General features: G+C 32.7%; 21 protein-coding genes and 1 tRNA gene. 16 read left to right on the forward strand and 6 right to left on the reverse strand.

The genetic code is table 11. The features are described from left to right. The first annotated feature begins 2 nt into the window (after positions 1-2). The gene (locus tag LNQ81_RS11610; protein ID WP_336245918.1) at positions 3-1,409 is read left to right on the forward strand and encodes an aminotransferase-like domain-containing protein; all 1,407 of its coding nucleotides are present in this window, start codon (positions 3-5) and stop codon (positions 1,407-1,409) included. A gap of 84 nt (positions 1,410-1,493) precedes the next feature. Beyond that, complete coding sequence (locus LNQ81_RS11615) at positions 1,494-2,006, forward strand: hypothetical protein (RefSeq protein WP_229946895.1); 513 nt, start codon at positions 1,494-1,496, stop codon at positions 2,004-2,006. Between the two features lie 66 nt (positions 2,007-2,072). Here the strand turns inward: LNQ81_RS11615 and LNQ81_RS11620 are convergent, their stop codons facing one another. From LNQ81_RS11620 to LNQ81_RS11630, 3 genes are all read right to left on the reverse strand, one after another. Next, positions 2,073-2,879 (reverse strand): hypothetical protein, encoded by an 807-nt coding sequence (locus tag LNQ81_RS11620; protein WP_229946897.1) that lies wholly within the window; start codon positions 2,877-2,879, stop codon positions 2,073-2,075. A gap of 26 nt (positions 2,880-2,905) precedes the next feature. After that, positions 2,906-3,415, reverse strand: a complete 510-nt coding sequence (locus LNQ81_RS11625) for a GNAT family N-acetyltransferase (RefSeq protein ID WP_229946899.1) — start codon at positions 3,413-3,415, stop codon at positions 2,906-2,908. 510 nt (positions 3,416-3,925) lie between these two features. Continuing rightward, on the reverse strand, positions 3,926-4,651 hold the full coding sequence (locus LNQ81_RS11630) for an SDR family oxidoreductase (protein WP_229946900.1): 726 nt from the start codon (positions 4,649-4,651) through the stop codon (positions 3,926-3,928). 652 nt (positions 4,652-5,303) lie between these two features. On the opposite strand from LNQ81_RS11630, the gene LNQ81_RS11635 reads away from it, so the two are divergent. The 4 genes from LNQ81_RS11635 to LNQ81_RS11650 all read left to right on the forward strand — a co-directional run bounded on the left by LNQ81_RS11635 (position 5,304) and on the right by LNQ81_RS11650 (position 8,954). Continuing rightward, the gene (locus tag LNQ81_RS11635; RefSeq protein ID WP_229946901.1) at positions 5,304-5,852 is read left to right on the forward strand and encodes a GNAT family N-acetyltransferase; all 549 of its coding nucleotides are present in this window, start codon (positions 5,304-5,306) and stop codon (positions 5,850-5,852) included. Positions 5,853-5,979: 127 nt separating this feature from the next. Then, positions 5,980-6,546, forward strand: a complete 567-nt coding sequence (locus LNQ81_RS11640) for a hypothetical protein (protein WP_229946903.1) — start codon at positions 5,980-5,982, stop codon at positions 6,544-6,546. Between the two features lie 48 nt (positions 6,547-6,594). Beyond that, positions 6,595-7,824, forward strand: a complete 1,230-nt coding sequence (locus LNQ81_RS11645; protein ID WP_229946904.1) for a S41 family peptidase — start codon at positions 6,595-6,597, stop codon at positions 7,822-7,824. A gap of 236 nt (positions 7,825-8,060) precedes the next feature. Next, positions 8,061-8,954 (forward strand): IS1595 family transposase, encoded by an 894-nt coding sequence (locus LNQ81_RS11650; RefSeq protein ID WP_229946906.1) that lies wholly within the window; start codon positions 8,061-8,063, stop codon positions 8,952-8,954. Here LNQ81_RS11650 and LNQ81_RS11655 read toward each other — a convergent pair. After that, a complete protein-coding gene (locus LNQ81_RS11655) occupies positions 8,941-9,684 on the reverse strand; it encodes a hypothetical protein (protein ID WP_229946907.1) in 744 nt (247 codons plus the stop codon). The two genes, LNQ81_RS11650 and LNQ81_RS11655, sit on opposite strands and share 14 nt — an antisense overlap. A gap of 790 nt (positions 9,685-10,474) precedes the next feature. Continuing rightward, a tRNA-Ser gene (locus tag LNQ81_RS11660) sits at positions 10,475-10,559 on the reverse strand. Between the two features lie 420 nt (positions 10,560-10,979). On the opposite strand from LNQ81_RS11660, the gene thrS reads away from it, so the two are divergent. From thrS to LNQ81_RS11685, 5 genes are all read left to right on the forward strand, one after another. Continuing rightward, a complete protein-coding gene (gene thrS / locus LNQ81_RS11665; protein ID WP_229946909.1) occupies positions 10,980-12,932 on the forward strand; it encodes a threonine--tRNA ligase in 1,953 nt (650 codons plus the stop codon). Between the two features lie 105 nt (positions 12,933-13,037). Then, positions 13,038-13,532: a translation initiation factor IF-3 gene (infC, locus tag LNQ81_RS11670; RefSeq protein ID WP_229949290.1), complete on the forward strand. Its 495-nt coding sequence runs from the start codon at positions 13,038-13,040 to the stop codon at positions 13,530-13,532. Positions 13,533-13,585: 53 nt separating this feature from the next. Beyond that, the gene (gene rpmI, locus LNQ81_RS11675) at positions 13,586-13,783 is read left to right on the forward strand and encodes a 50S ribosomal protein L35 (RefSeq protein ID WP_121965570.1); all 198 of its coding nucleotides are present in this window, start codon (positions 13,586-13,588) and stop codon (positions 13,781-13,783) included. Positions 13,784-13,886: 103 nt separating this feature from the next. Beyond that, positions 13,887-14,231, forward strand: a complete 345-nt coding sequence (gene rplT, locus LNQ81_RS11680; RefSeq protein WP_121965571.1) for a 50S ribosomal protein L20 — start codon at positions 13,887-13,889, stop codon at positions 14,229-14,231. Between the two features lie 137 nt (positions 14,232-14,368). After that, positions 14,369-14,887 (forward strand): class IV adenylate cyclase, encoded by a 519-nt coding sequence (locus tag LNQ81_RS11685; protein WP_229946910.1) that lies wholly within the window; start codon positions 14,369-14,371, stop codon positions 14,885-14,887. 67 nt (positions 14,888-14,954) lie between these two features. Here the strand turns inward: LNQ81_RS11685 and LNQ81_RS11690 are convergent, their stop codons facing one another. Further along, on the reverse strand, positions 14,955-15,644 hold the full coding sequence (locus LNQ81_RS11690; protein ID WP_229946912.1) for a cell division ATP-binding protein FtsE: 690 nt from the start codon (positions 15,642-15,644) through the stop codon (positions 14,955-14,957). Positions 15,645-16,106: 462 nt separating this feature from the next. On the opposite strand from LNQ81_RS11690, the gene LNQ81_RS11695 reads away from it, so the two are divergent. The 5 genes from LNQ81_RS11695 to LNQ81_RS11715 all read left to right on the forward strand — a co-directional run bounded on the left by LNQ81_RS11695 (position 16,107) and on the right by LNQ81_RS11715 (position 22,827). Further along, a complete protein-coding gene (locus LNQ81_RS11695; RefSeq protein WP_229946914.1) occupies positions 16,107-16,451 on the forward strand; it encodes a CidA/LrgA family protein in 345 nt (114 codons plus the stop codon). After that, on the forward strand, positions 16,448-17,146 hold the full coding sequence (locus tag LNQ81_RS11700) for an LrgB family protein (RefSeq protein WP_229946915.1): 699 nt from the start codon (positions 16,448-16,450) through the stop codon (positions 17,144-17,146). The genes LNQ81_RS11695 and LNQ81_RS11700 overlap by 4 nt, the downstream gene beginning before the upstream one ends. A 247-nt stretch (positions 17,147-17,393) precedes the next feature. Then, complete coding sequence (locus LNQ81_RS11705; protein WP_229946916.1) at positions 17,394-20,417, forward strand: tetratricopeptide repeat protein; 3,024 nt, start codon at positions 17,394-17,396, stop codon at positions 20,415-20,417. A 25-nt stretch (positions 20,418-20,442) separates the two neighbouring features. Further along, positions 20,443-22,206, forward strand: a complete 1,764-nt coding sequence (locus LNQ81_RS11710; RefSeq protein WP_229946918.1) for a TonB-dependent receptor — start codon at positions 20,443-20,445, stop codon at positions 22,204-22,206. A 123-nt stretch (positions 22,207-22,329) separates the two neighbouring features. Continuing rightward, a complete protein-coding gene (locus tag LNQ81_RS11715; RefSeq protein WP_229946920.1) occupies positions 22,330-22,827 on the forward strand; it encodes a hypothetical protein in 498 nt (165 codons plus the stop codon). Positions 22,828-22,869: the final 42 nt, after the last annotated feature.

The raw sequence follows: 22,869 nt of genomic DNA on the forward strand, positions 1-22,869 counted from the left end.
ATATTATGGAAAAGGATTATAAATACAAAATCTTCACTTCTAAGATAGAAGAGGCTATACTAACAGGATTATTAAAAGAAGGTGATAGACTCCCATCAATTAGAACGATTAAATCAGAGTATAATCTAAGTGTCAGTTCCGTGCAAAGTGGTTATGATTACCTTGTGTTTAAAGGATTAGTTACCGCAGTACCACGTTCTGGATATATAGTAGCTTGTCAATCTATACAACAATTACCTCAAATAGAATTATCCGCGATTCCTAAAGATGCCATCTTTAGAAAGAAGGTGCATCTGATTACTAATCAAAGTAATTATAGAGGACAAACAGTACTTAATGAAGCAAGCCCTTCTGATATTTTTATTCCACAGAAGTTGGTATTAAAGACAATGCAGAAAGTTATAAAGGACAAAGGAGCATCCTTACTCCGATATTATCCTAATAATGGTTCTGAAGAGCTTAGGGAGTTATTAGTGAGGAGATCAGCATTACACGGAGCTTCTATCTCTAGTGATGAACTGCTCATTACAGATGGAGCCTTACAGGCTTTATATATTGCTTTAGCATCTATTACTTCACCGAATGATATTATTGCAGTGGAGAGTCCTTGTATCTTTTCTATTTTAGAAGTTATCGCTAATCTTAAGCTGAGAACAGTAGAAATACCTGTGCGTTTTTATGAAGGCTTTGATACTGATTATTTAAAAAAAGTATGTCTGACTAATGATATAAAGGCTATTGTATTAACTCCTAATTTTCATAATCCGACAGGTGTATTAATGACTGATGAGAGTAAAAAAGCTGTTTATCAAGTCGCTTTACATCATCATATCCCTATAATAGAGAATGATATTTTCGGAGATCTTTATTTTAATGGTACTCGACCAAGTAATATTCGCAACTATGATGAAGCAGGATTAGTACTTACTTATTCATCATTTTCTAAATCGTTAGCACCCGGTATAAGGTTAGGTTGGCTAGCAGCAGGGCAGTTCTTCTCTAAGATAGAACGCCTTAAGTTTGCACTTGGTCGATCAATATCTCCCATAAATCAGGAATTAATGATAAAGCTCTTACAGTCTTCAGCATATGATAAACATCTTAGAGTGTTTCGCCAACAGTTAGAACGTCAAGCTATGCAATTAGTAGGACAGTTGATTAGTGCGTTTCCTGATTCTCTTCATATACAGTTTCCAAAAGGAGGATACTGTATTTGGGCGCAGTTACCATTACAAACTGATATGGTTCAGTTTTATAAGCGATGTGCTGAAGAAGGAGTACAGTTTACTCCAGGAGCAACTTTTTCTTTTACAGATGTTTATGATACTTGTTTTAGAGCAGTTTTTGCTAAACAGTTAACACCATTTGATTTAGAAGCTATAAAGAGAGTAGGAGGGACTATATTATAAATGGTGTACTGATAGTTTTTTGACAAACTGTATCGAAGATAGCTGATTGGTTGTTTTTATATTTGTTATTAAACAAGTAAAACAATGGATATAATATCAAAATTCACAATAGCAACAGAGCAGGGGTTAAGACAATTATTTTCTCTTCGCAAAGCCCAATTTAATCAGTGGTATAGTAATACCGTAGATGCTGATGCTCTTAATCAGTATATTGGTACACAACTAGATCCTAAACAGGCCACATTAGAGCTTAATAATCTAAGTACACAGATGTTATCTGTATTTGTCAAAGAGGAAGCTGTGGGGTATGTTATCATACAGCAGGTGCCTAGTCCTGATAGTCTTAAAGAATTAAAAGTGATTAACTATGCGCCTTTCTTTATTATCTCATCTCATGATACAACCGAAGTAAGAGAATCTCTGTGGAATAAGTGTCTATCGCTAACGCGCAACTATGATGCTATCTGGATAGAAATACTTCAGGATGATGTTCAGATTCCATTCTTAGAACAGTGCGGATTTAAGATAGAAGAACAGCGATTTATGTCTCCTTTTGGTAAGCCATCTTATATTATGATTCGCAAAAAAGATAGTTAATTAGTCAATGTCACATTAAAACCTAAAGTCAATAACTATAACTGTATACTTATGGCTATTGACTTTTTAATTTGAAAGCGTAATGCTAGTTAGACCTACTTTGACTCTACGCTTATTTACTTTATAAATGTTATCATAAGGTAATAGTTCTAAGTTGCCTTGTTCGTTATAATAAGATTGTGTACCGTATTTTTGTAGTTTTTTATCATCAACTAATATTTTATCATATAAGTAAACAACTTCTTTATTTGTTAGATATCCTTTTTTAACTGCTTTTTCTATTAGATGAAGATATTTTTTCTGAAACCTAGTATTTGAATGTAATAGTATTATTAATGCATAATGACTACTTTCTTTCTTGTTTTTAATAGTATATAAGAAATCACAAGTATCAAATATGTTGAATAATAGCCTTTGATTTAGGGCATCTATTTTTTGATCGTTGTTACCATCGGTTCTGTTTTTTTTATCTAGTTGGTAAGTTTCTTTTAGCAGTGCATCTATGTTGTTACAGTCTATATTTATCTTAGAAGTGATACTATCAGCATAGACTCCATAAGTGAGATAGAAACTTATATCTTTTTTTAGAACGTTATCTGATTTTTTCAGCTTTCTGAACTTGATAACTATGGAATCATTGCTCTTGTCTAAATAACGATCCACATAGAAACTAGACATAGGATATTCACTTAATTGTCCTTTAGATAATACTTGATTTTTAGGAGATAGTATTTTATATATTCTATTGTTTAGGGAGTCAACTTTGATTAAATGTATAATTTGCTTATTGTCTAATTTGACGTATTGTGCATTTGCAGTACCGTTACTTAGAATTAATACTAGCAATACAATAAAATAGAGTTGTGATTTCATTTGGTTAGTAGTTTAGATAAATATAACTATTTCTTTTTGACTAATCGCCATTGGATAAATTCTCCTAAGAGCCCAGTTCTTTTAAATCCTTGTTTCTCTAGTGTTTTAGCAGATCCTGTATTGTCTAAAAGAGATTGTGCAGTAATGAGTTTTACTGATGGTTGACTAAATGCCCATTGGATCAGGCTAGCTATAGCCTCATTGGCATAACCTTTTCTTCTTTCATTTAAAGTAATACCATACCCTATATCTACGGCACTTCCTAAATTAGGTACTCCTTTAAATCCAATATCACCAATGATCGTATTATTCTCTTTCTTGATGATCATCCACGATTCGAATCCTGATGGTGCAGGTACTTTCTCTAGATTAGTAATAATACGAGGTAAGGTCTCTAGCATATCCTTATCAGGCCAATCTATAGAGGGCTTTAGTCCACACTGTGATAAGATAGTGGTATTCCCTTGAAGCAATGCTTTGCAAATCTCAATAGTAAAAGGGATTAAGTAAAGTCTATCTGTAATAATCTTTTTCAATGTTATTTTTTTAGCTAAGCAATAGTACAATAAATATTGTTCTAAGTAGATAACAGTTTAACGATTATAAAGAGTAAATAGTATACCTAATATCGGGTTAATGTGTATTTGATCTTTAGTTACAGAAGAGTAGCGGAAGAATAAAAGGATTTTTCTTGGGTAAAAAATCTTTTAGCCCTACTAATCTCTTATTATTGGTCCTAGTATTCGGCACTAAAACCCCGAATTTATTGGGGTTAAAGGGGGTTTTAACTTTAGTGGATAATCAGTGTTTGTTTATTAATTGACTATGTTTTTTAGTATAAAAAAAAATGTGCAAAAAAGTGTATTATCGAAACGCTCAAGTACAAATACGATGATAAATAATCAGAAAAGGACTATTTAGAAGAGTATATTTTAATTTTTTGACTGTTTTAAAAGGTAAAAGAGAAAAATATAATAAAAAAAACGCCCATAGTGAATAGATACTATGAGTGTTTTCTTTAAATTATTTATGTCAATACCTAAGTATTAAGCGTCCTGCTTCGTATCAGAGATGATTAACTCACGTAGTAAGACTCCTTGAGGTAGGTCGTAAGCAAATTTGATAGTACGGGCTACATCGATAGCTTTGATGCGGTTAGCACCAGTGTTCTGCATCCATTGTTTATATCCACCAATGATATCATCACTAGTAGTATGTCCTAATAGTTCTGTAGCTACAGCACCTGGTTCTACAGAGATAACACGTACATTAAAAGGGCTAAGTTCTAAACGAGCTGTCTGAGTAACTCCCCTTACAGCATATTTACTAGCACAGTAAGCAGCGTGGTTATGGAATGGTAATATTCCGGCAATAGAAGATACATTAATGATCGTACCAGACTGTCTTTCTTTCATATCAGTCATTACCGCTTGCATACCATTCATTACACCTAAGACGTTGATATCTAGCATACGTTTCCATTCATTTGGATCTTGAGTTGCTAGATCACCTAATAGCATTACTCCTGCATTATTAATTAATAAGTCAGTCTTGCCATATACAGATTCAGCTTCACGGATTGTGTTCTCGAAAGCATCTTTATCAGATACATCTACACTTCTGCAAAGTGTATTAGGTAGATTTAGAGCTTCCATCTTCTCTAATCTTCTTGCTAACAGCAATAGAGGATGTCCACTTTGAGCAAATTCTTTGGCTAGCTCCTTACCAAAGCCTGAACTAGCACCTGTGATTACTACTAATTTCTTTTCCATTTGTATAGTTTATTTTTATAGTGCAATTTACTGACAATATTGGTTTTATAGTAAGAAAGTAGAATCTATTTTTTTATATATAGATATTTTTATAGGGGAGAGTATGATGGATAATAAAAACAGATTTATCCTTTAAAACGGTTGTTATATCTACTTGTACAAATGTTATTAAAAATGCTTTATAAAGATTGTGCTTTATAAGTTTACTAAAGAGGTTTTATAATATCTTCGTATAAAAGAGTTAAACTTATAGAGATGAAGTTCATAAACGCAATAGAATTATTGCCATTTAGTTATGCTAAAAATGATTGTCAGAGCTCTATAGGTAGTGCTGTAGAGTATCCTAAAAAATAGGATACTTATTGGAATAGAAGTTTGTCAGATAGTAATTTAGGACAAATTAGCAGCAGTAAAAGAGGTAGAAGAATTAGATCGAAAATTAATGGAGCTTTATCTAGAATGACTAATAGCTATATATTACAAAGCAATTGTGTTTTCTCTTGCTTTAGTTAATGCTATAGCGGTTGTGTGTTTGAATTAAATTTAGTACTAGACTGTTAATTAATTTTTTAACCTATATATTTATCAGTATTATATGATTATTTAAGATATAGTAATTTTTCCTATTTTAGAAACAAACAAACAATAATAAATGTTAGATATAAATTTTAAGATATTTCCTGTGCTAGAGACAGGGAGATTAGTGCTTAGAAAAGCTGATTTAAATGATGCAAATGAGATGTATGCTATGCGTTCTGATGCTAAGGTGATGCAGTATATTCCTAGACCACTATCAACGGATGTAAGTGAGGCTGTAGATTATATTAATTCACTTGAAGAGAGAATGGTAGCTAAAGAATGTATTAACTGGGCTATCACATTAAAAGAGAATGGTGAGATGATAGGGACTATAGGATTCTATCGCATGAAGTTAGAACATTATAGAGCAGAAGCTGGGTATATGCTTTTGCCTACTTATCACGGCAAAGGATATGTAGCAGAGGCACTAAATCGTATAGTGAAGTTTGGATTTAGTGAGATGGGACTACACTCTATAGAGGCGTTAATAGATCCCGATAATATAGGGTCTATGAAAGTCTTAGAGAAGTGCGGATTCGTTAAAGAAGCTCATTTTAAAGAGAACGAGTTTTATGATGGTAAGTTCTTAGATACGTTGGTGTATTCGAGATTAGAGAAGTAGGTGTAATACCTTGTTTTTTATAATAAAGTATTTTATTCTGCCTTATATCTATCTTTTAATTATTTAGTTAAATTAGCTGTATGGTCTAAGAAATAGAGATCTCTAGTAGTAGCCAAAATTCAAACTAATGAAGAAAAGAATTAAAACATACACTGTTCAGTTTATTAAGGAGATCATCCCTGTAGTTGTAGGTATACTGATAGCCTTGTTTATAGATAACTGGAATTCTCAGCAAAAAGATAAAGCGTATATCAATCAAGTGTTTTCAACGATTCATAGTGAGTTAAAAGAATCTAGAGAAGAAATAGAGTTTATTGTCCCCATACAGAGTGATTTGGTTAAAGCCTTAGAAAAACATGCTGATAACGAAGAGAAAACTATCCAACAGATAGTCATGGAGTCTAAAGGAATTTTCATTCCTCAGATTAAAACAACTGCTTGGCGTTCTATTGCAGCGACTAAGATTGATCTAATTGATTATGATAAGGTCGCTGCTATGACTAATATTGAGGACTTAAAGCAAATGTTAAGTAATAAGAGTGCTTTCCTAATGAATCTTTTGTATTCTAATATGGATAAGACGGATAAGAGTATCAAACAGACTTTTAAGATGGTCGTATTAGATATTATTCAGACAGAAAATACGTTAGAACAGCGTATAGAGCTGATGGAGAAAGAAGGGAATAAGAAGTGATAACTATGGTATTTTTTTCTAATGTATAACCTAGTGAACTAATTGTTTATGAAATATGTTTTTTCTTTTTATTTGAGTCTGATTTCTATATTTTGTTTTGGACAATACACACATAAGGATTTTAATAATGATCTAGATTTTGTGTATGAAAATTTAAAGAAATCAGCTTCTTATAAAACACTGAGAAATAAACATAAAGTTATAGATAATAAATATGTAGAGCTAAAAGAATCAGGTATAACATATGGTATATTAGATAGTTATGTAAAACTGTATAGTTTGGTAGATGAGGTAGATGATTATCACAACGAAATATATGGAAACACTCCAAGCTTTAAATACGAAGATCTAAAGGATGAATTATTTTTAACAGATATTCTCAATGAACCACGTTATAATTTCTATCCCAAATCTACAAAGAATTTAGATAGTCTAGAAACGGTTTTGTCTAAAAAAGTGTTGACAGATTATGAAGGCATTTATTATTATAAAGAGTATTTTAAATTAGCTATTGTACAGAAGTCTACTACGATATTTGAAGGAATCATTTTAGATACTAAAATACCTTCATGGCAACCAGGTGAGACTATATTGTATTTAGTCTATAAGGGAAATAATAGATTTAGATTGTTCAGTGGTAAGTTCATCGATAAACAACTTATTTCTACTATAGATTATTTTAGAGCAGGAAGATTTCTAAGTTTAAATTGGGAGAAAGAGAGAGCAGCAACGGATTATTATAATGTTGGTTTTCTAACAGAGACATTTACAAAGAAAAAGCTAAATGCTGAGTGTATCTATATCAAACTAGGAAGCTTCAATTCATCAAGTAAAGGGATTAAAGAAGCTACTGCTTTTTATAATTCTATTAAGGGTAACCTTCAAAGCAAAAACCTTATTCTTGATTTAAGAAATAATAGTGGAGGAGGAGACAAGAGCTCTGCCCAGTTTTATAACCTGTTTAAGAAGTTTAAAGGAAATATATATATACTTGTAAATTTTAATACCATTAGTAATGCAGAGCAATTCACACTAAAAATGAAGAAATTAAATAATGTGATGGTATTAGGTGATAATACCAGAGGAATGATTACTTATGGTAGAAATTATGCTGTAGATAAGGTAAGTCCTTCGGCTTTTTTTAGAATACATTTTACTGATTTAGACACGCATTGGCGCGAGTATTTGCCCTATGAGGGAAAAGGAGTAACACCTAATTACTATTTATCCTCTACTGAAGACTGGGTAGAACAGGTGGCCAGAGAATATTGCAAATAATAGAAATGTAAATAGTGTACCTACTATTTACAGTATTTATCTTAAATTGATTATTAGAAAAAGTCAACTTCTATCCAGTCTTTTTGGTTAGTTAGAATATCTTGAGAGTCTACGACTTCATTATTTTTGATCAGCTTTACAGAGATAGTTTGAGGTCGAGTATGAAGTTTAATGATATAAAAACCTTTTGAGTTATTAATTTAACATCCGTATATTAGTATCTTAAAATCAATAGTATGGAAATATTTAAGGGTCAAAACATTCTGAACTTAGTAAAAGAACTACCAGATGACGAAGCATGTAAAGCTTATTTAAGTAAAATTAAGTGGTCAAACGGTTTTACTTGTGTAAAATGTGGTCATAAAAAAGGTTGCTTAAAAACTAATCATTCTTACTATTGTTATAACTGTGAACATGTTGAGAGTTCAACTGCTAATACTTTATTTCATAAAGTTAAGTTTGGTTTACATAAAGCATTTATGATTGTGTTTGAGATGACAACTTCTACCAAAAGCATCTCTAGCATTCAAATGGGTAAACGTTATGGTATAAGCCAGCCAACAGCATGGGGCTTTATGCACAAGGTTCGCCTAGCTATGCAAAGTAGTGAACAATATCCTATGACTGAGACAGTCCATGTAGATGAGTTCGTTGTGGGGGGATATGAACAAGGAAAACCAGGGAGAAGTTATGATACCCAAAAAACTAAAGCAGTGATAGCTGTTGAGTTAACTACTGATAGCAAAGTAAAAAGAGCATATGTTAAGTGTATTGACGATTATTCTGCTAAATCATTAACTACTATATTTGAACAACATATTTCAGAAGATGCTAATGTAATTACGGATAAATGGAGAGGGTATAATCCTTTGAAAAAAAAGTATAACATCACTCAAAAAGAAAGTGATAAAGGGGCTAATTTTAAAGAATTACACGTAGTAATTCACCAACTTAAATCCTGGATTAGGACTGTACCTTCACATATCAATAAGAAATACATCCAAGCTTACTTTAATGAATTCGTATATAGATTAAATAGATCCTTATTTAAGGGAACTATTTTTCATAACACAATTGTAAAGATGGTTAAAGCGAAACCAACTACCTTAAATATGATTAACGGAAACTAAACCAATAACTCAAAAAACCTTTATTATTAATAGATACCTTCTCTTTATTATTAATGAGAATATGAGTTATACTAGTATCAAAAGAGTTTTTGATATGCCCAAATAAAACAAATTCTTCTTTGGTGATATACTGTGGGCTATACTCATTAGTATAGCTCTCTAGCATATATTGTTTACTAGATTCTAATCCTATCTGAGAGGCGTTTTTTTCTGCATTAATATCAATAGGATAGGGAAGAGTATCTTGTGTATCGGACCAATACTTTACTTGAAAACCAAAGGTCTGAGCTTTATTGTTTCTGACATTTAATCTATCTGTAAACCAAGCGTATTCTTGGTTTGTAATAATTTGCTTGGTAAATAAATCAGAAATAAAGTTTTTGTATTTCCCTTGTGTTTCCCCACCAGCGTGTTGTATAATATAATATAGGTTAGACAGAGATTCATTGTTTAGGCTGATCTGTTTATTTAAATATGAATCTAGAAGTGGTAAGGCTAATTGTTGATTTTCGCTATCAATTTTAGACATTGCTATATAACAGTTAGAAAGCTCTTTTTGATCACTATTAGGATTAGAGCTAAGTGTTTCACAACGTTTACAGATGTCTTGTTCTTTCTGGAACAGCTCTGATATAAGTAAGTTAGAATCCTTGTCTTTCAGCTCTTGTGAGAATATTGTCGTCAAAGAAAGTATGCAACTAGCTACTAGAATATGTTTTAAAGTGTTCATTGTGTTTTGATTATGTTATTCATATTGTAATTTAGGATGTTTCTTAATCAGATCAATATAAATAGAGTTTATTTATTCTTCTGTTCTGTATTTGTATAATCTAGAATTGATTTGCATCATAATAAAGTAATAATAGTAAAAAAAGATTACATACCGATAAGTAAAGTGTTGAAATTATTGTGACTACTTAAAAATAACTCTGTTTTTTTCTATTAGTCTCTGTTGGTATTTTATCTTAGATTATCTTTTATTATTAGTATAATTATAGCGCTAGATAGGGTGTGGGCAGCCTCAGTTAATCTAAGCTTTAAATAGGAGGACAGTCCCTGATCAATAGAAGAAGCATTCATCGACTAACGTATCCTCAGTTCCACCATGTACGGGATATTCTCCACCAATTGTCGAGTAATTTAGGATAAAGACAGGCTATTACTGGTATTGTAAAGGCTATGGAAAACTGATTAAAATGAGTTGTAATTTATAACTTTTTAAATTTCAGTAAGTTGTGTGTTTTGGCTATTAAAAAAAGTAAGAGCATTTTTTAGCTTTAAGAACTTAAACAGGATGAATATGGAGTCGTTTTCTAAAATTAGTAGAACCAAATAATAAAATAGAGATAGTTTAGGTAGTATAAAATGAAGCTTTTTAGAAAACAGTGTAGCTTTTTTAAGAATTATATGAATAAGACTTAGGGGATTATAGTTAGGTTAAATATTTTTTGCTCTAGGTGCAAAATAGGTGCACAAGGACATAAAAAAAGCCTGACAACTAGTGTTATCAGGCTTTTCAGCGGAGGAAGAGGGATTCGAACCCCCGGACCTGTTACAGTCAACAGTTTTCAAGACTGCCGCAATCGACCACTCTGCCATTCCTCCTTTGGTCTGCACCACTTTCGTAATGCGAGTGCAAATATACAGCAAATACTAGGTTTTGCAAGGTTATAGTGAAAAATAATACTTTTTTATTATATATTTATTTGCAACTTGTTCTTTATGAATAAGTAGTGGAATAAAAAAATATTACTTAGATATGAAGTGTTAGTAATGATTTAAGAGATACTTGTCAAATATTATGTTTAGGTTACTGAAGAATATCAATTGTAAACTATAAGATATAAAAATGTAGTTTATAAATGTATTAATAGGTGTTTTATACGTAAATGGCTGTTTTCGAGTTAAGTGTTTTTTTTTGGGGTTCTAGAAAGGGAACTGTTAAAAAAAATGAGTTCACTTGCCTTAAGTGTTGTGATTCTACTGTAAAACCTGTATATTTGCATTTTATTTTTTAAAATTATTATGATAAAAATTACATTACCAGACGGTTCAGTGAAAGAGTTCGCCTCAGGTGCGACTCCTTTCGATGTTGCAAAAAGTATAAGCGAAGGTTTAGCTAGAAATATTATTTCTGCAAACTTCAATGGTACCACCATCGAAACCACAACACCTATGACCACGGATGGTAGTCTAGTTTTATATTCATGGAATGATGATGAAGGGAAAAAAGCTTTTTGGCATTCTACTTCACACGTAATGGCACAGGCATTACAAGATTTGTATCCAGGTATTAAGTTGACAATAGGTCCAGCAATAACTAATGGATTCTACTATGATGTGGATTTTATGGATCACAAAGTAACTGATGCTGATTTCAAGACTATTGAAGATAAAGTGTTGGAAATTGCACGTGGTAAACATGAGTTTTCTATGCGTTCAGCATCTAAAGCTGAAGCATTAGAGTTTTATAAAAAAGAAGAAAACCCTTATAAAGTTGAGTTGATTGAGAACTTAGCTGATGGAACGATTACTTTCTGCGATCACGATACATTTACAGATTTATGTCGTGGAGGACATATTCCTAATACAGGAATTATCAAAGCGTTTAAAGTGTTGTCTATTGCTGGTGCTTACTGGAGAGGAGATGAGAAGAATAAACAGTTAACACGTGTTTATGGTATTTCATTCCCTAAACAAAAGGATTTAACTGAATACTTAGCATTATTAGAAGAAGCTAAAAAACGTGATCACCGTAAATTAGGTAAAGAATTAGAGTTGTTTACATTCTCTCAAAAAGTAGGACAAGGATTGCCATTATGGTTGCCAAAAGGTGCTGCATTAAGAGATAGATTAGAGCAGTTCTTACGTAAAGCACAGAAGAAAGCAGGATATGAGCAGGTAGTGACTCCTCATATCGGTCAAAAAGAGCTTTATGTTACATCTGGACATTATGCAAAATATGGAGCTGATAGCTTCCAACCAATACATACTCCAGTAGAAGGAGAAGAGTTCTTGTTAAAACCGATGAACTGTCCTCATCACTGTGAGATTTACAACGCAAAACCTTGGTCTTATAAAGATTTACCTAAGCGTTTTGCTGAGTTTGGAACAGTGTATCGTTATGAGCAGTCAGGAGAATTACATGGTTTGACACGTGTAAGAGGATTTACTCAAGACGATGCGCATATTTTCTGTACTCCAGAACAATTAGATGAAGAGTTTAAAAAAGTAATTGACCTTGTGTTGTATGTTTTTGGTTCGTTAGGATTCGAAAACTTTACAGCTCAAGTTTCAGTACGTGATTTAAGTAATCCTGATAAGTATATAGGGAATGTTGATAACTGGGAAAAAGCTGAGAATGCAATTATAAATGCAGCTAAGGATAAAGGGCTTAATTATGTGATCGAGAGTGGGGAAGCTGCTTTTTATGGACCTAAATTAGACTTTATGGTTAAAGATGCATTGGGTAGAAGCTGGCAGTTGGGAACTATTCAGGTGGATTATAATTTACCAGAGCGTTTCGAATTAACATATAAAGGATCAGATAACGAATTACATCGTCCTGTGATGATTCACAGAGCACCATTTGGATCTATGGAGCGCTTTATCGCGATTCTGTTAGAACATACAGGTGGTAATTTCCCGCTTTGGTTGATGCCAGAACAGGCTATAATCCTGTCTTTGAGTGAGAAATATGAAAAATATGCTAAAAAAGTTTTAGATTTGCTAGAAAATAGCGAAATTCGCGCGCTGGTAGATAACCGTAATGAAACTATTGGTAAAAAGATTAGAGAGGCAGAAGTACAGAAATATCCTTTTATGCTAATTGTAGGTGAGGATGAGGAGAAAAATGGTACGATTTCTGTTAGAAGACATGGGGATGATGGTAAGTCTAATCAGACAATGAAAATAGAAGAATTTATTACTCAAGTTAATGAGATGGTAAATGGTTCTGTTAAACAATTTGGAGAATAAGAAACGTATAACGCTTGGTAAACAAGCACAAAAAATATTATAGCCATAGCAATAAGACAAAACAGAGGTAGAAATCCTCGCGAAGAAAAGAAAGATGCGCATAGAATTAATGGTGCCATCCGAGTTCCTGAAGTTCGTCTTGTAGGAGACAACGTCGAAGCAGGTGTGTTTAAACTAGCAGATGCAATGCGTCTAGCAGAAGAATTAGAGTTAGATTTGGTTGAAATTTCGCCAAACGCTGAGCCTCCTGTTTGTAAAATTACTGATTATAATAAATTTCTTTACGAACAAAAGAAGCGTGAGAAGATGCTTAAGGCAAAATCAACTCAAATCACTGTAAAAGAGATTCGTTTTGGTCCTCAAACAGATGAGCACGATTATGAGTTTAAAAAGAAGAATGCTGTTAAATTCTTAAAAGAAGGATCTAAATTAAAAGCATTTGTATTCTTTAAAGGGCGTTCAATTATTTATAAAGATCAAGGACAAATCTTGTTATTAAGATTAGCGCAAGATCTTGAGGAATTTGGTAAAGTAGAAACCATGCCTGTGTTAGAGGGTAAACGTATGACTATGTTTATCGCGCCTAAGAAGAAAAAATAGTATTTAGTATATTAAGATAGTTAAGTAAGATAATCATTAATACCTAGGAAATAATGCCTAAAATGAAAACTAAATCTAGTGCTAAGAAACGTTTCAAGTTGACTGGTTCTGGAAAAATCAAAAGAAAACACGCTTTTAAAAGTCACATTTTGACTAAAAAATCTAAAAAGCGTAAATTAGCTTTAACACACTCTGGATTAGTGTCTAAAGCAGATACTCATAGTATCAAAAATCAGTTAAGATTAGTTTAATCTTAATCACGGTTAAAATTTTTTAATAACCCTGGAGTGGTGCAAATTAATTTTTGGAAGTGTTTGAAATAAAACCGCCCACTACAAAAATACATTTTTAGAAATGGCAAGATCAGTAAACTCAGTAGCTTCAAGAGCAAGAAGAAAAAGAATTTTGAAGCAAGCCAAAGGATTCTTTGGTAGACGTAAAAACGTTTGGACAGTAGCGAAAAACGCGGTAGAAAAAGCAATGGTATATGCTTACCGTGATAGAAAACAAAAGAAAAGAAACTTCCGTGCTTTATGGATTATGCGTATCAACGCTGGTGCAAGATTACATGGAATGAGCTATTCTCAATTCATGGGTAAAATCAAAGCTAACAATATCGAATTGAACCGTAAAGTTCTTGCAGATTTAGCTATGAATCACCCTGAAGCTTTCGCAGCTATCGTTAATAGAGTAAAATAATAAACGTTTGTCAAATCGGATTAATCTTACTTAATATATTTAAAAGCCCTACTATACGCAGTAGGGCTTTTTAATTTTACAATAGTTGATAGTTTGTTTTTTAGGTTTAAGTTTGGTTTTACTAAACTTAGAGCAATATGGAATTAAAGAATGTAGAGTTTAAAGCTCGTGTAGCTGATCTAGCTGTGATGGAAGATAGATTAAGTGGATTAGGGCTTGTCTTAGACGGAGTTTATACCCAAGTGGATACCTATTATAATGTGCCCATCGGTAGGGTGAAACTGAGGGAATATGATTCATATAGTTCTTTGATCTACTATAATCGAACTGATGGAGTAGATGCGAAGGGATCTGATGTTATCTATTATAAACACGATAAAAATACTGCTTTAGGTGCTATCTTAGAATTGCAGTTTGGAGTTAAAGTAAAGGTATCTAAAGTGCGTAAGGTTTTAACGTATAAGAATGTCAGTATACATCTTGATAATGTAGATGGTTTAGGCCTTTTTGTAGAAGTAGAAGCGTGTAGCGTAGGTGCAGAAGAAGATATAGATTTAAAAGCACAATGCGATGAGTTTTTTAATCTTCTTCAGCTAAAGAAAGAAGATTTGATAGCAGTTTCATATAGTGATTTGATAATGCTAAAAACAAAATAGTATAAAAAATAAACGACTATGAAAAACTTGGTTTTTATAGTCGTTTATTTTTATAAACGTCACTTTTTTATCCTTGTGTAGTACGGTGTACAACTTCGAAGAGTGTTCCTGCATCGCATTTTAATGTTTTGGCAGGAAACTTAAGTAGTAATGCATAGTCATGAGTAACCATAATGATTGTTCTACCGTTTTTATTGATATTCAAGAGTAACTCCATTACTTCAGCACTTGTCTGAGGATCTAAGTTACCTGTGGGTTCATCTGCTAATATAAGGTCTGGATCGTTAAGTAGTGCTCTTGCGATAGCTATACGTTGTTGTTCCCCACCTGATAATTGATGAGGCATTTTCTCAATATGAGCAAGCATATTTACATTGTCAAGGACTTCGTGAATCTTTCTGTCCATAGCTTCTTTTTCAGACCATCCTGTTGCTTTTAGGGCAAAGTAAAGATTGGCGTAAACTGTTCTGTCAGGAAGTAATTTAAAATCTTGGAATACTATACCTAATGATCTTCTTAAGTAAGGGATGTCTCTTTCTTTTAAAGCTCTTAGATCGTAATCTACAATTGATCCTTCTCCTACTTCTAATGGTAAGTCAGCATAAAGTGTCTTCATAAAACTACTTTTACCAGAACCAGTTTTACCAATAATATATAAGAATTCACCTTTGTTAACTTCTAAGTTTACATTAGAGAGAACTTTGTGTTTGTTTTGAAAGATATCTACTGCTTGAAGGGATAAAACTGTCTTTGACATAGTATTCGATTATTTTGAGGTAAAAGTACTAAGATAAACAATAATAACGTATGGGTTAGGATGAAAAGATAAACAAAAAGCTAAGAAACTTTAATGTTATTGTGATCATTAGTCAACAAAGTGGTAGGGATTGTTTATCAATCAATTTAGAAGGAGGGTAAGGGGTGGTTAAAACCAAAATGAGAAACTTGCTACAAGTTTCTCATTTCGTTCTAACTAACCAATTTAATAATTTATGTTTTATTGCATAATTTTCTTATTTGTTTACACTACAAAGATGTTGTTTTGTGGTGGGTTTTAGATTAAGTAATAGTTACTAAATAGCTATTAGATTGTAATGCAATAGCAAACTTATCAGGGAGTGTTTTGGTAATGTTGTTTTGTTAAAATAATTATATTTATTGGAAATAGTGGTTTTACAGAGAATGTGTTTAGTAATTTTGTGATAAATATTTAGATAAAATGAATTTAATTAAACAGGTGGCAATTGTTATAGGTTGTCTTGCCTTTGGAGAATTAGTAGTTTATCTTACTGGATTAAAACTACCCTCAAGTATTATAGGTTTAATAGCATTGTTTGCATTGCTAAAACTGAAGTGGGTGAAGGTCGTTGATATTGGTGGAATCACTGACTTCTTAATTAAAAACATGGGTATTTTCTTTGTGCCTCCTTGTGTGGCGATGTTGAATTATTTTGGTATTCTAAGTAAATCGATTATTCCTATTGTTATTGCAACACTTGTTAGTACAGTGATTGTGATTTTTGTAACTGGATTTACTCATCAATTATTAAGAAAGAAGAAATGATTTTTTTAGCAAACCCGACTTTTTTGTTGTTTATGACATTAGCTCTTTATGCTGGTGGTATGTGGTTATCAACAAAGAAAAAATGGATTATCTTCAATCCTATTATTTTATCAATGGTTATTTTGATGGGCTATTTATTCATCTTAGATATTCCGTATGCCAATTATGAAGAAGCAGGGCATTATATTGATTTTTTCTTAAAACCTTCTATTGTAGTTCTTGCTGTGCCATTATATATACAATGGGAGAAAATACAAAAGCAGTTATTTCCTATCCTGTTTAGTCAACTTGTTGGATGTGTTGTTGGAGTAGTGTCTGTTGTGATCTTAGCTAAAATAACAGGGGCAGACCAGGAGATTATACTGTCATTAGCGCCTAAATCCGTTAGTACACCTATTGCATTAGAGATATCTAAGTCGGTAGGGGGGATTCCTTCAGTTACAGCCGCAGCAGTTATGATTGCTGGGATATTCGGTAGTATGGTAGGGTTTAAGGTGCTTAACCTTACTCGTATTAGCAATCCCATGTCTCAAGGTATAGCTATGGGAACATCATCTCATGCGATGGGAACGATGAAAGCGATGGAGGTCAGTGATAAGTATGGAGCATTTGCTAGTGTCGGGATGATATTTAATGGAATCTTTACGGCTATCTTGGCTCCTATTATTTTAGGACTGTTATCTGCTTATTTGTGATATATAAAATGACAACTCGAGCGTATAAAAGCTCGAGTTTTTTATTTAGTAGCTTATTATATAGATGAGTTTATATTGTCAATGTTATATATCAGAGGATGAGATTGTGATTTTTTTGATTGCTTTGCGTGTTGTTAAATTCGCTTTTAAATATATTTTTGATAATATAAAAGGCAATATATTGCTGAAAAATGAGTTTAAAAGAGTATAAAATGATATATTTGACGTTATATAAAACTGAATTGAAATGCATAAAAATAATAGATTAACTTTATTAACTCTTGCACTAGGGAGTATAACTGCAAGTGCTCAACAGTCAGCTGTTTATGTAGATAGGTTAGCTGATTATAATCATGCCGTAGCCCTATATAATGAAGAACAATATCTAGCAGCTCAATTGTTGTTCTCTAAAGTAAAACAGGCTCATGTAGGTGAAAACACAGAGGTAGAGTCTGATTGTGCTTATTATATTGCTCATTGTGCTATACGTCTTAATCAAGATGGAGCTGAAGATAAAATTGATGCATTTGTAAAGAAATATCCTACTAGTTCTAAACAAAATCAAGCTTATGTAGAAGTTACTGATTATTATTTTAGTAAAGGTGACTTCCCTAAGGCTCTTAAATATGCTGTTAAGGTAAAAGAGAATGCTATTACAAATGAAAAAAAACTAGACCGTTTCAACTTCGAGAAGGGGTATAGTTATTTCTATACAAAAAATAAGAAAGAAGCAGAACGCTACCTAAAGAAAGTTAATGTTCGTGGTGAATGGGGAGAACAGGCAACTTATTACTTAGGTTATATTGCTTATGATTCTGATAAGTTTGATGAAGCAAAGCAATTGTTTAACAAGGTAGAGACAAAGTCTTCGTATCAAGAAAAGATGGGGTACTATCAAGCAGATATGAGTTTTAAGACTGGTAACTTTCAAACTGCAATCGACCAAGGTGTAGATCAGTTAGGTAAAGCTACTCCTCAAGAGAAGTCAGAGTTGTCAAAAATCATAGGAGAGAGTTACTTTAACCTAAAACAGTATGATAAAGCACTACCTCACCTTTTAGCTTATCAAGGTAAAGGTGGGAAGTGGAGTAATACTGACTTTTATCAATTAGGATATACATACTATAAGTCAAAAGACTATCCTAAAGCAATCGAACAGTTTAATAAAATTATCGGTGGAGATAACGCGATCGCTCAGAATGCGTATTATCATTTAGGAGAGAGTTACTTACAGACGCACAAGAAAACACAAGCATTAAACGCGTTTAAGAATGCTTCTGAAATGCGATTTGATGCAGGTATTCAGGAAGATGCTTTCTTAAACTATGCTAAGCTTAGTTACGATATAGGTAATGCTTACGAGAGTACACCGAGTGTGTTAAATAGCTATATCAGTAAATACCCTAACTCTGCTTATAAAGCTGAGATAGAAGGATTGTTGATTGATTCGTATGTGTCATCACGTAACTATAAGGAGGCTTTAGTTCTATTAGAGAAGAGCCGTTCTGTAGGAAATAAAGAAGTGTACCAACAGGTAACTTTATTACGTGGTCAAGAGTTGTTTAATGAAGGTGATTTTAAAGGGGCTTTAGGACTTTTTGATAAATCATTGACAGAGAAGCAAAACTTAAAGTATACAGCAAAAGCACAATATTGGAAAGGAGAAACTCTATTCTATCTAAATGATTTTAAAGAATCAATAGCGCAGTTTAATGCCTTTGAACAAAATACATCGTCTAAGGGATTGTCAGAACGCGATAATTTATACTATGCTTTAGCTTATTCTTACTTTAAACAGAAGGATTATACTAAGGCAGGTGAGTATTTTAAACAATACACTGACGGTACACCTAAAGATGAGTCTCGTCGATTAGATGCTTTCTTGAGATTAGGAGATTGTAACTTCGTTACGGGTAAATACTGGCCTGCTATGGAAGCGTATAACAAAGTTATCGAGGCAAATAAAGTTGATGTTGAGTATGCTCGTTTTCAGAAGGCTGTTAGTTATGGATTCGTTGACAGAAATCCACGTAAGATAGAGGACTTGACACAATTCGTTAAGGATTTTCCGAAGTCTAATCTGGCAGATGATGCACAGTATGAGATTGGTGTTACGTATGATGTGATGAATCAAGATCAGAAAGCATTAGTTGCTTTTGATAAACTATTAAAAGACTATCCAACGTCAAGTTATAAGCCAAGAGCGGTATTACGTCAAGGGTTAATCAATTACAATGCAAATAAACCTAATGAAGCATTAGTGAAGTTTAAACAGGTGGTGAAAGAGTCTCCAGATTCTTCAGAAGCATTAGAAGCAGTGCAGAATGCTCGTTTAATCTATGTAGATAATGGTAAGGTAGACGAGTATGCAGCTTGGGTAAAAGGGTTGTCTTTTATACAGGTCACAGATGCTGAGTTAGATAAAGATACTTATGAATCAGCAGAGAAACAGTATATTCAGAATAATACAAAAACAGCAATAGAAGGGTATGAGAAGTATCTAAAAAGCTTCCCAACTGGTCAAAAGGCGCTGCAAGCACATTTTTACTTAGGGCAAATGTATTTTGCAGAGAACAATATGGATAAGGCTGTAGTGAATTATGAAGCTGTCGTTAGTAGAGATAAGAATGAGTTTTCAGAGATTTCACTAGCTCGTTTAGCTGAGATTTACCTTAAGAATAAGAATACGTCAAAAGCGATTAGTACTTTAAAACGATTGGATACAGAAGCTGTACAAGAGCAGAATGTTGTGTTCGCTAAGTCTAACTTGATGAAGTTGTACTATGAGCAAAACAGCTATGCTGAAGCGCTTACTTATGCAGAGGCTGTATTAAAGATGCCAAAGACTGATAATAAAGTTAAGAGTGATGCTCAGGTAGTTATCGCTAGAACAGCTATGGCGACTAATGAAGAATCAAAAGCTAAGAAAGCATATCAAGAGGTATTAAAGATAGCTAAGGGAGAATTAGCGGCTGAGGCGTTGTATTATGATGCTTATTTTAAGAATAAAGAAGGTAAATATGATGCTTCAAACGAAACAGTACAAAAAATAGCTAAGGAATATTCTGGCTATAAGTATTATGGAGCAAAAGGATTAGTCTTAATGGCTAAGAACTTCTATCAGTTAAAAGATAGTTATCAAGCAACTTATATTCTGGAAAGTGTTACTAATAATTTTACTGATTACCCAGATGTAGTAAGTGAAGCTAAGAAAGAGCTTCAGACAATAAAAAATCAAGAGGCTAAACGCAACTCTTCGATTGCTCAATAGTACTTTAATAAAGAATTGATTTAAAATGAACAATAAGAACATATATACGATATTATCTGCTGTTACATTAGTATGTGGGGTAGGTTTTGCTCAAGATAAGAATACAGATCCTAATAAGTTAGGGACAGAGGTAGTTAATGTTGTAAGAGCTTATGATGCTACTATTTCGGATGCATTTAAGGTTAGAACAACAGCTAATAGTGATGATGATGCAGTAGGTAATAAGAAACCAGTGATTTATACAATCAGCTCATTTCCTGTAGCGTCAACGTTTGTTCCAGAGAAGGGACAAGCAGCAGCGGTGGAAAAATCAAGTAGATTAATGAGTTTTAATAATTATGCGTTGTTGTCAGCGGGTAATTATACTAATATTAATGGCGAGGTTTTTCTTAGTCATAAACTGAATAAGAATAGTTTCTTAGCTGGGTATGCAAGCCATTTCTCTTCACAAGGTGGAATTAAAAATCAGATTTTAGATGATAGTTTTTCGAATACTAAAGGAGGGCTAGTTTATGGAGGTCAATTAAAAGACTTTGGTTGGACAGTAGAAGCAGGAGCACGATACCAATTAAGTAATTATTATGGATTGCCAACTAAGGAGATTGATTTAGATCGTGCAGACGTGAATGGTGTAAGTGAAGCACAACATTATAAGAACGTGTTTGTCAATGGAGGACTAGAGTTTAGAAATTCTCCTTTTACCAATATGGATTTTAGATACGATTATTTCTGGGATGATTTTGGAACAGTAGAGAATCGATTTAAAATACGTCCAAATGTAAAAACAGCTTTGGAAATAGGGGAATTAAATGTTGGTTTATTAGTGGATTATGTTGGGACTACGTATAAAAATTATTTTGTAGGTACCACAGATAAATACAATCATTTAAATGTAGGATTAAAACCAACGCTTACTTTTAGAGATGATAATTACTCTTTAGAATTAGGAGTTAGTACATTTTACAATAATGGTGAATTAGCAGGCAAAACCCAAAATAGTTTTTATATATATCCTAATGTAAAAGCTTCACTTGATTTAGTACCAGGCCTTTTAGTTACTTATGCTGGAATAGAAGGAGGTTTAGAACAAAATTCTTTTCAACAATTTTCAGAAGAGAATCCGTTTATATCACCTAATATCTTAATCACTCCGACAGATAAGAAATATGACTTATACATCGGGTTAAAAGGGAAGTTAGATAATAATATCTCTTATAATGTAAAAGGGTCTTATAAACGTGAGAAAGATAAAGCCATGTTCTTACATAATGAGTATTCGCTAAATAAGAGTAGGGTTCCTTATATGTTTGGTAACTCATTTGGGGTAGAATATGCAGATGTAAAAACATTAAACCTATTTGGAGAGTTGCGTTTTGATTTTGAAGACAATGTATCTATAGGGGTTCATGGAGAGTATAATAGTTATAATACAAATACACTAGAGGCATGGAATCTTCCGTCTGTAAAAGCGGGTGCTGATTTTAAGTTTGATTTTACAGAACAGTGGTTTGCTACTATGGATGTATTCTATGTTGGTAAACGCAAGGATGTTTTTGTGATTGATTCTACGGGCTTGATAGGAGAGTATAATACATGGGAAAACCCAACGATAGTCGATGTAAAAGATTATGTAGATTTAAATATGAAAGTAGGATACAGACCTACTAAGAATTGGACTGTGTTTTTAAAGGCTAATAACTTGTTTAATCAAAAGTATAATCAGTGGGATAATTTTAGGACACAAGGATTACAAGTTATGGGAGGAGCAATGTATAAATTCGATTTTTGAGATTTTGTAGTTAGAAATAAGGCTAAAAACTGATAATTTATGATTAAAACTTGCTAAAAGATGCACAATACTGTTTTATTACATTGATTAATAACTTACTTTTGTCCTCACAAACAACAAAACATGTTTTACTTTTTCGCAAGAAAAGTAAAGGGATTAAAAGACGTAATGATGACATTAAAAAAGAAGTTAAAAACAATTTGTTTAGAACGGTTAAATGACAAGGTAGAAGCGTTGCAGGGAATCATAGCAGATATGTCTTTAGACGCACAGAACGACGCCAAAAGTTCTGCTGGGGATAAGCATGAGACAGGTTTGTCAATGATGCATTTAGAACAAGAAAACTTGAGTAGAAAAATCTTAGAAAATATTGCTATGCGTGATATAGTAAATAAGATAGACGAAGAAAAAGTTAGCTCAGTAGTAGAATTCGGAAGCTTAGTGCAAATCAATACAGTGTATTTATTTTTCTCAGCAGCATTGCCTAAGATTATCGTAGATGATCGTTCAGTATTAGCTGTTTCTATGGATGCTCCAATCGCCAAGGAGATATTAGGAAGAAAGTTACATGATAGATTTACATTTAATAATTGTGAATTTACAATACATGAATTAGTCTAAAAAGACTTTTAAAAAAAGATAAAGGACGTAGATGTGTATACA

It is taken from the genome of Myroides oncorhynchi, from assembly GCF_020905415.1.
GTDB lineage: Bacteria > Bacteroidota > Bacteroidia > Flavobacteriales > Flavobacteriaceae > Flavobacterium > Flavobacterium oncorhynchi_A.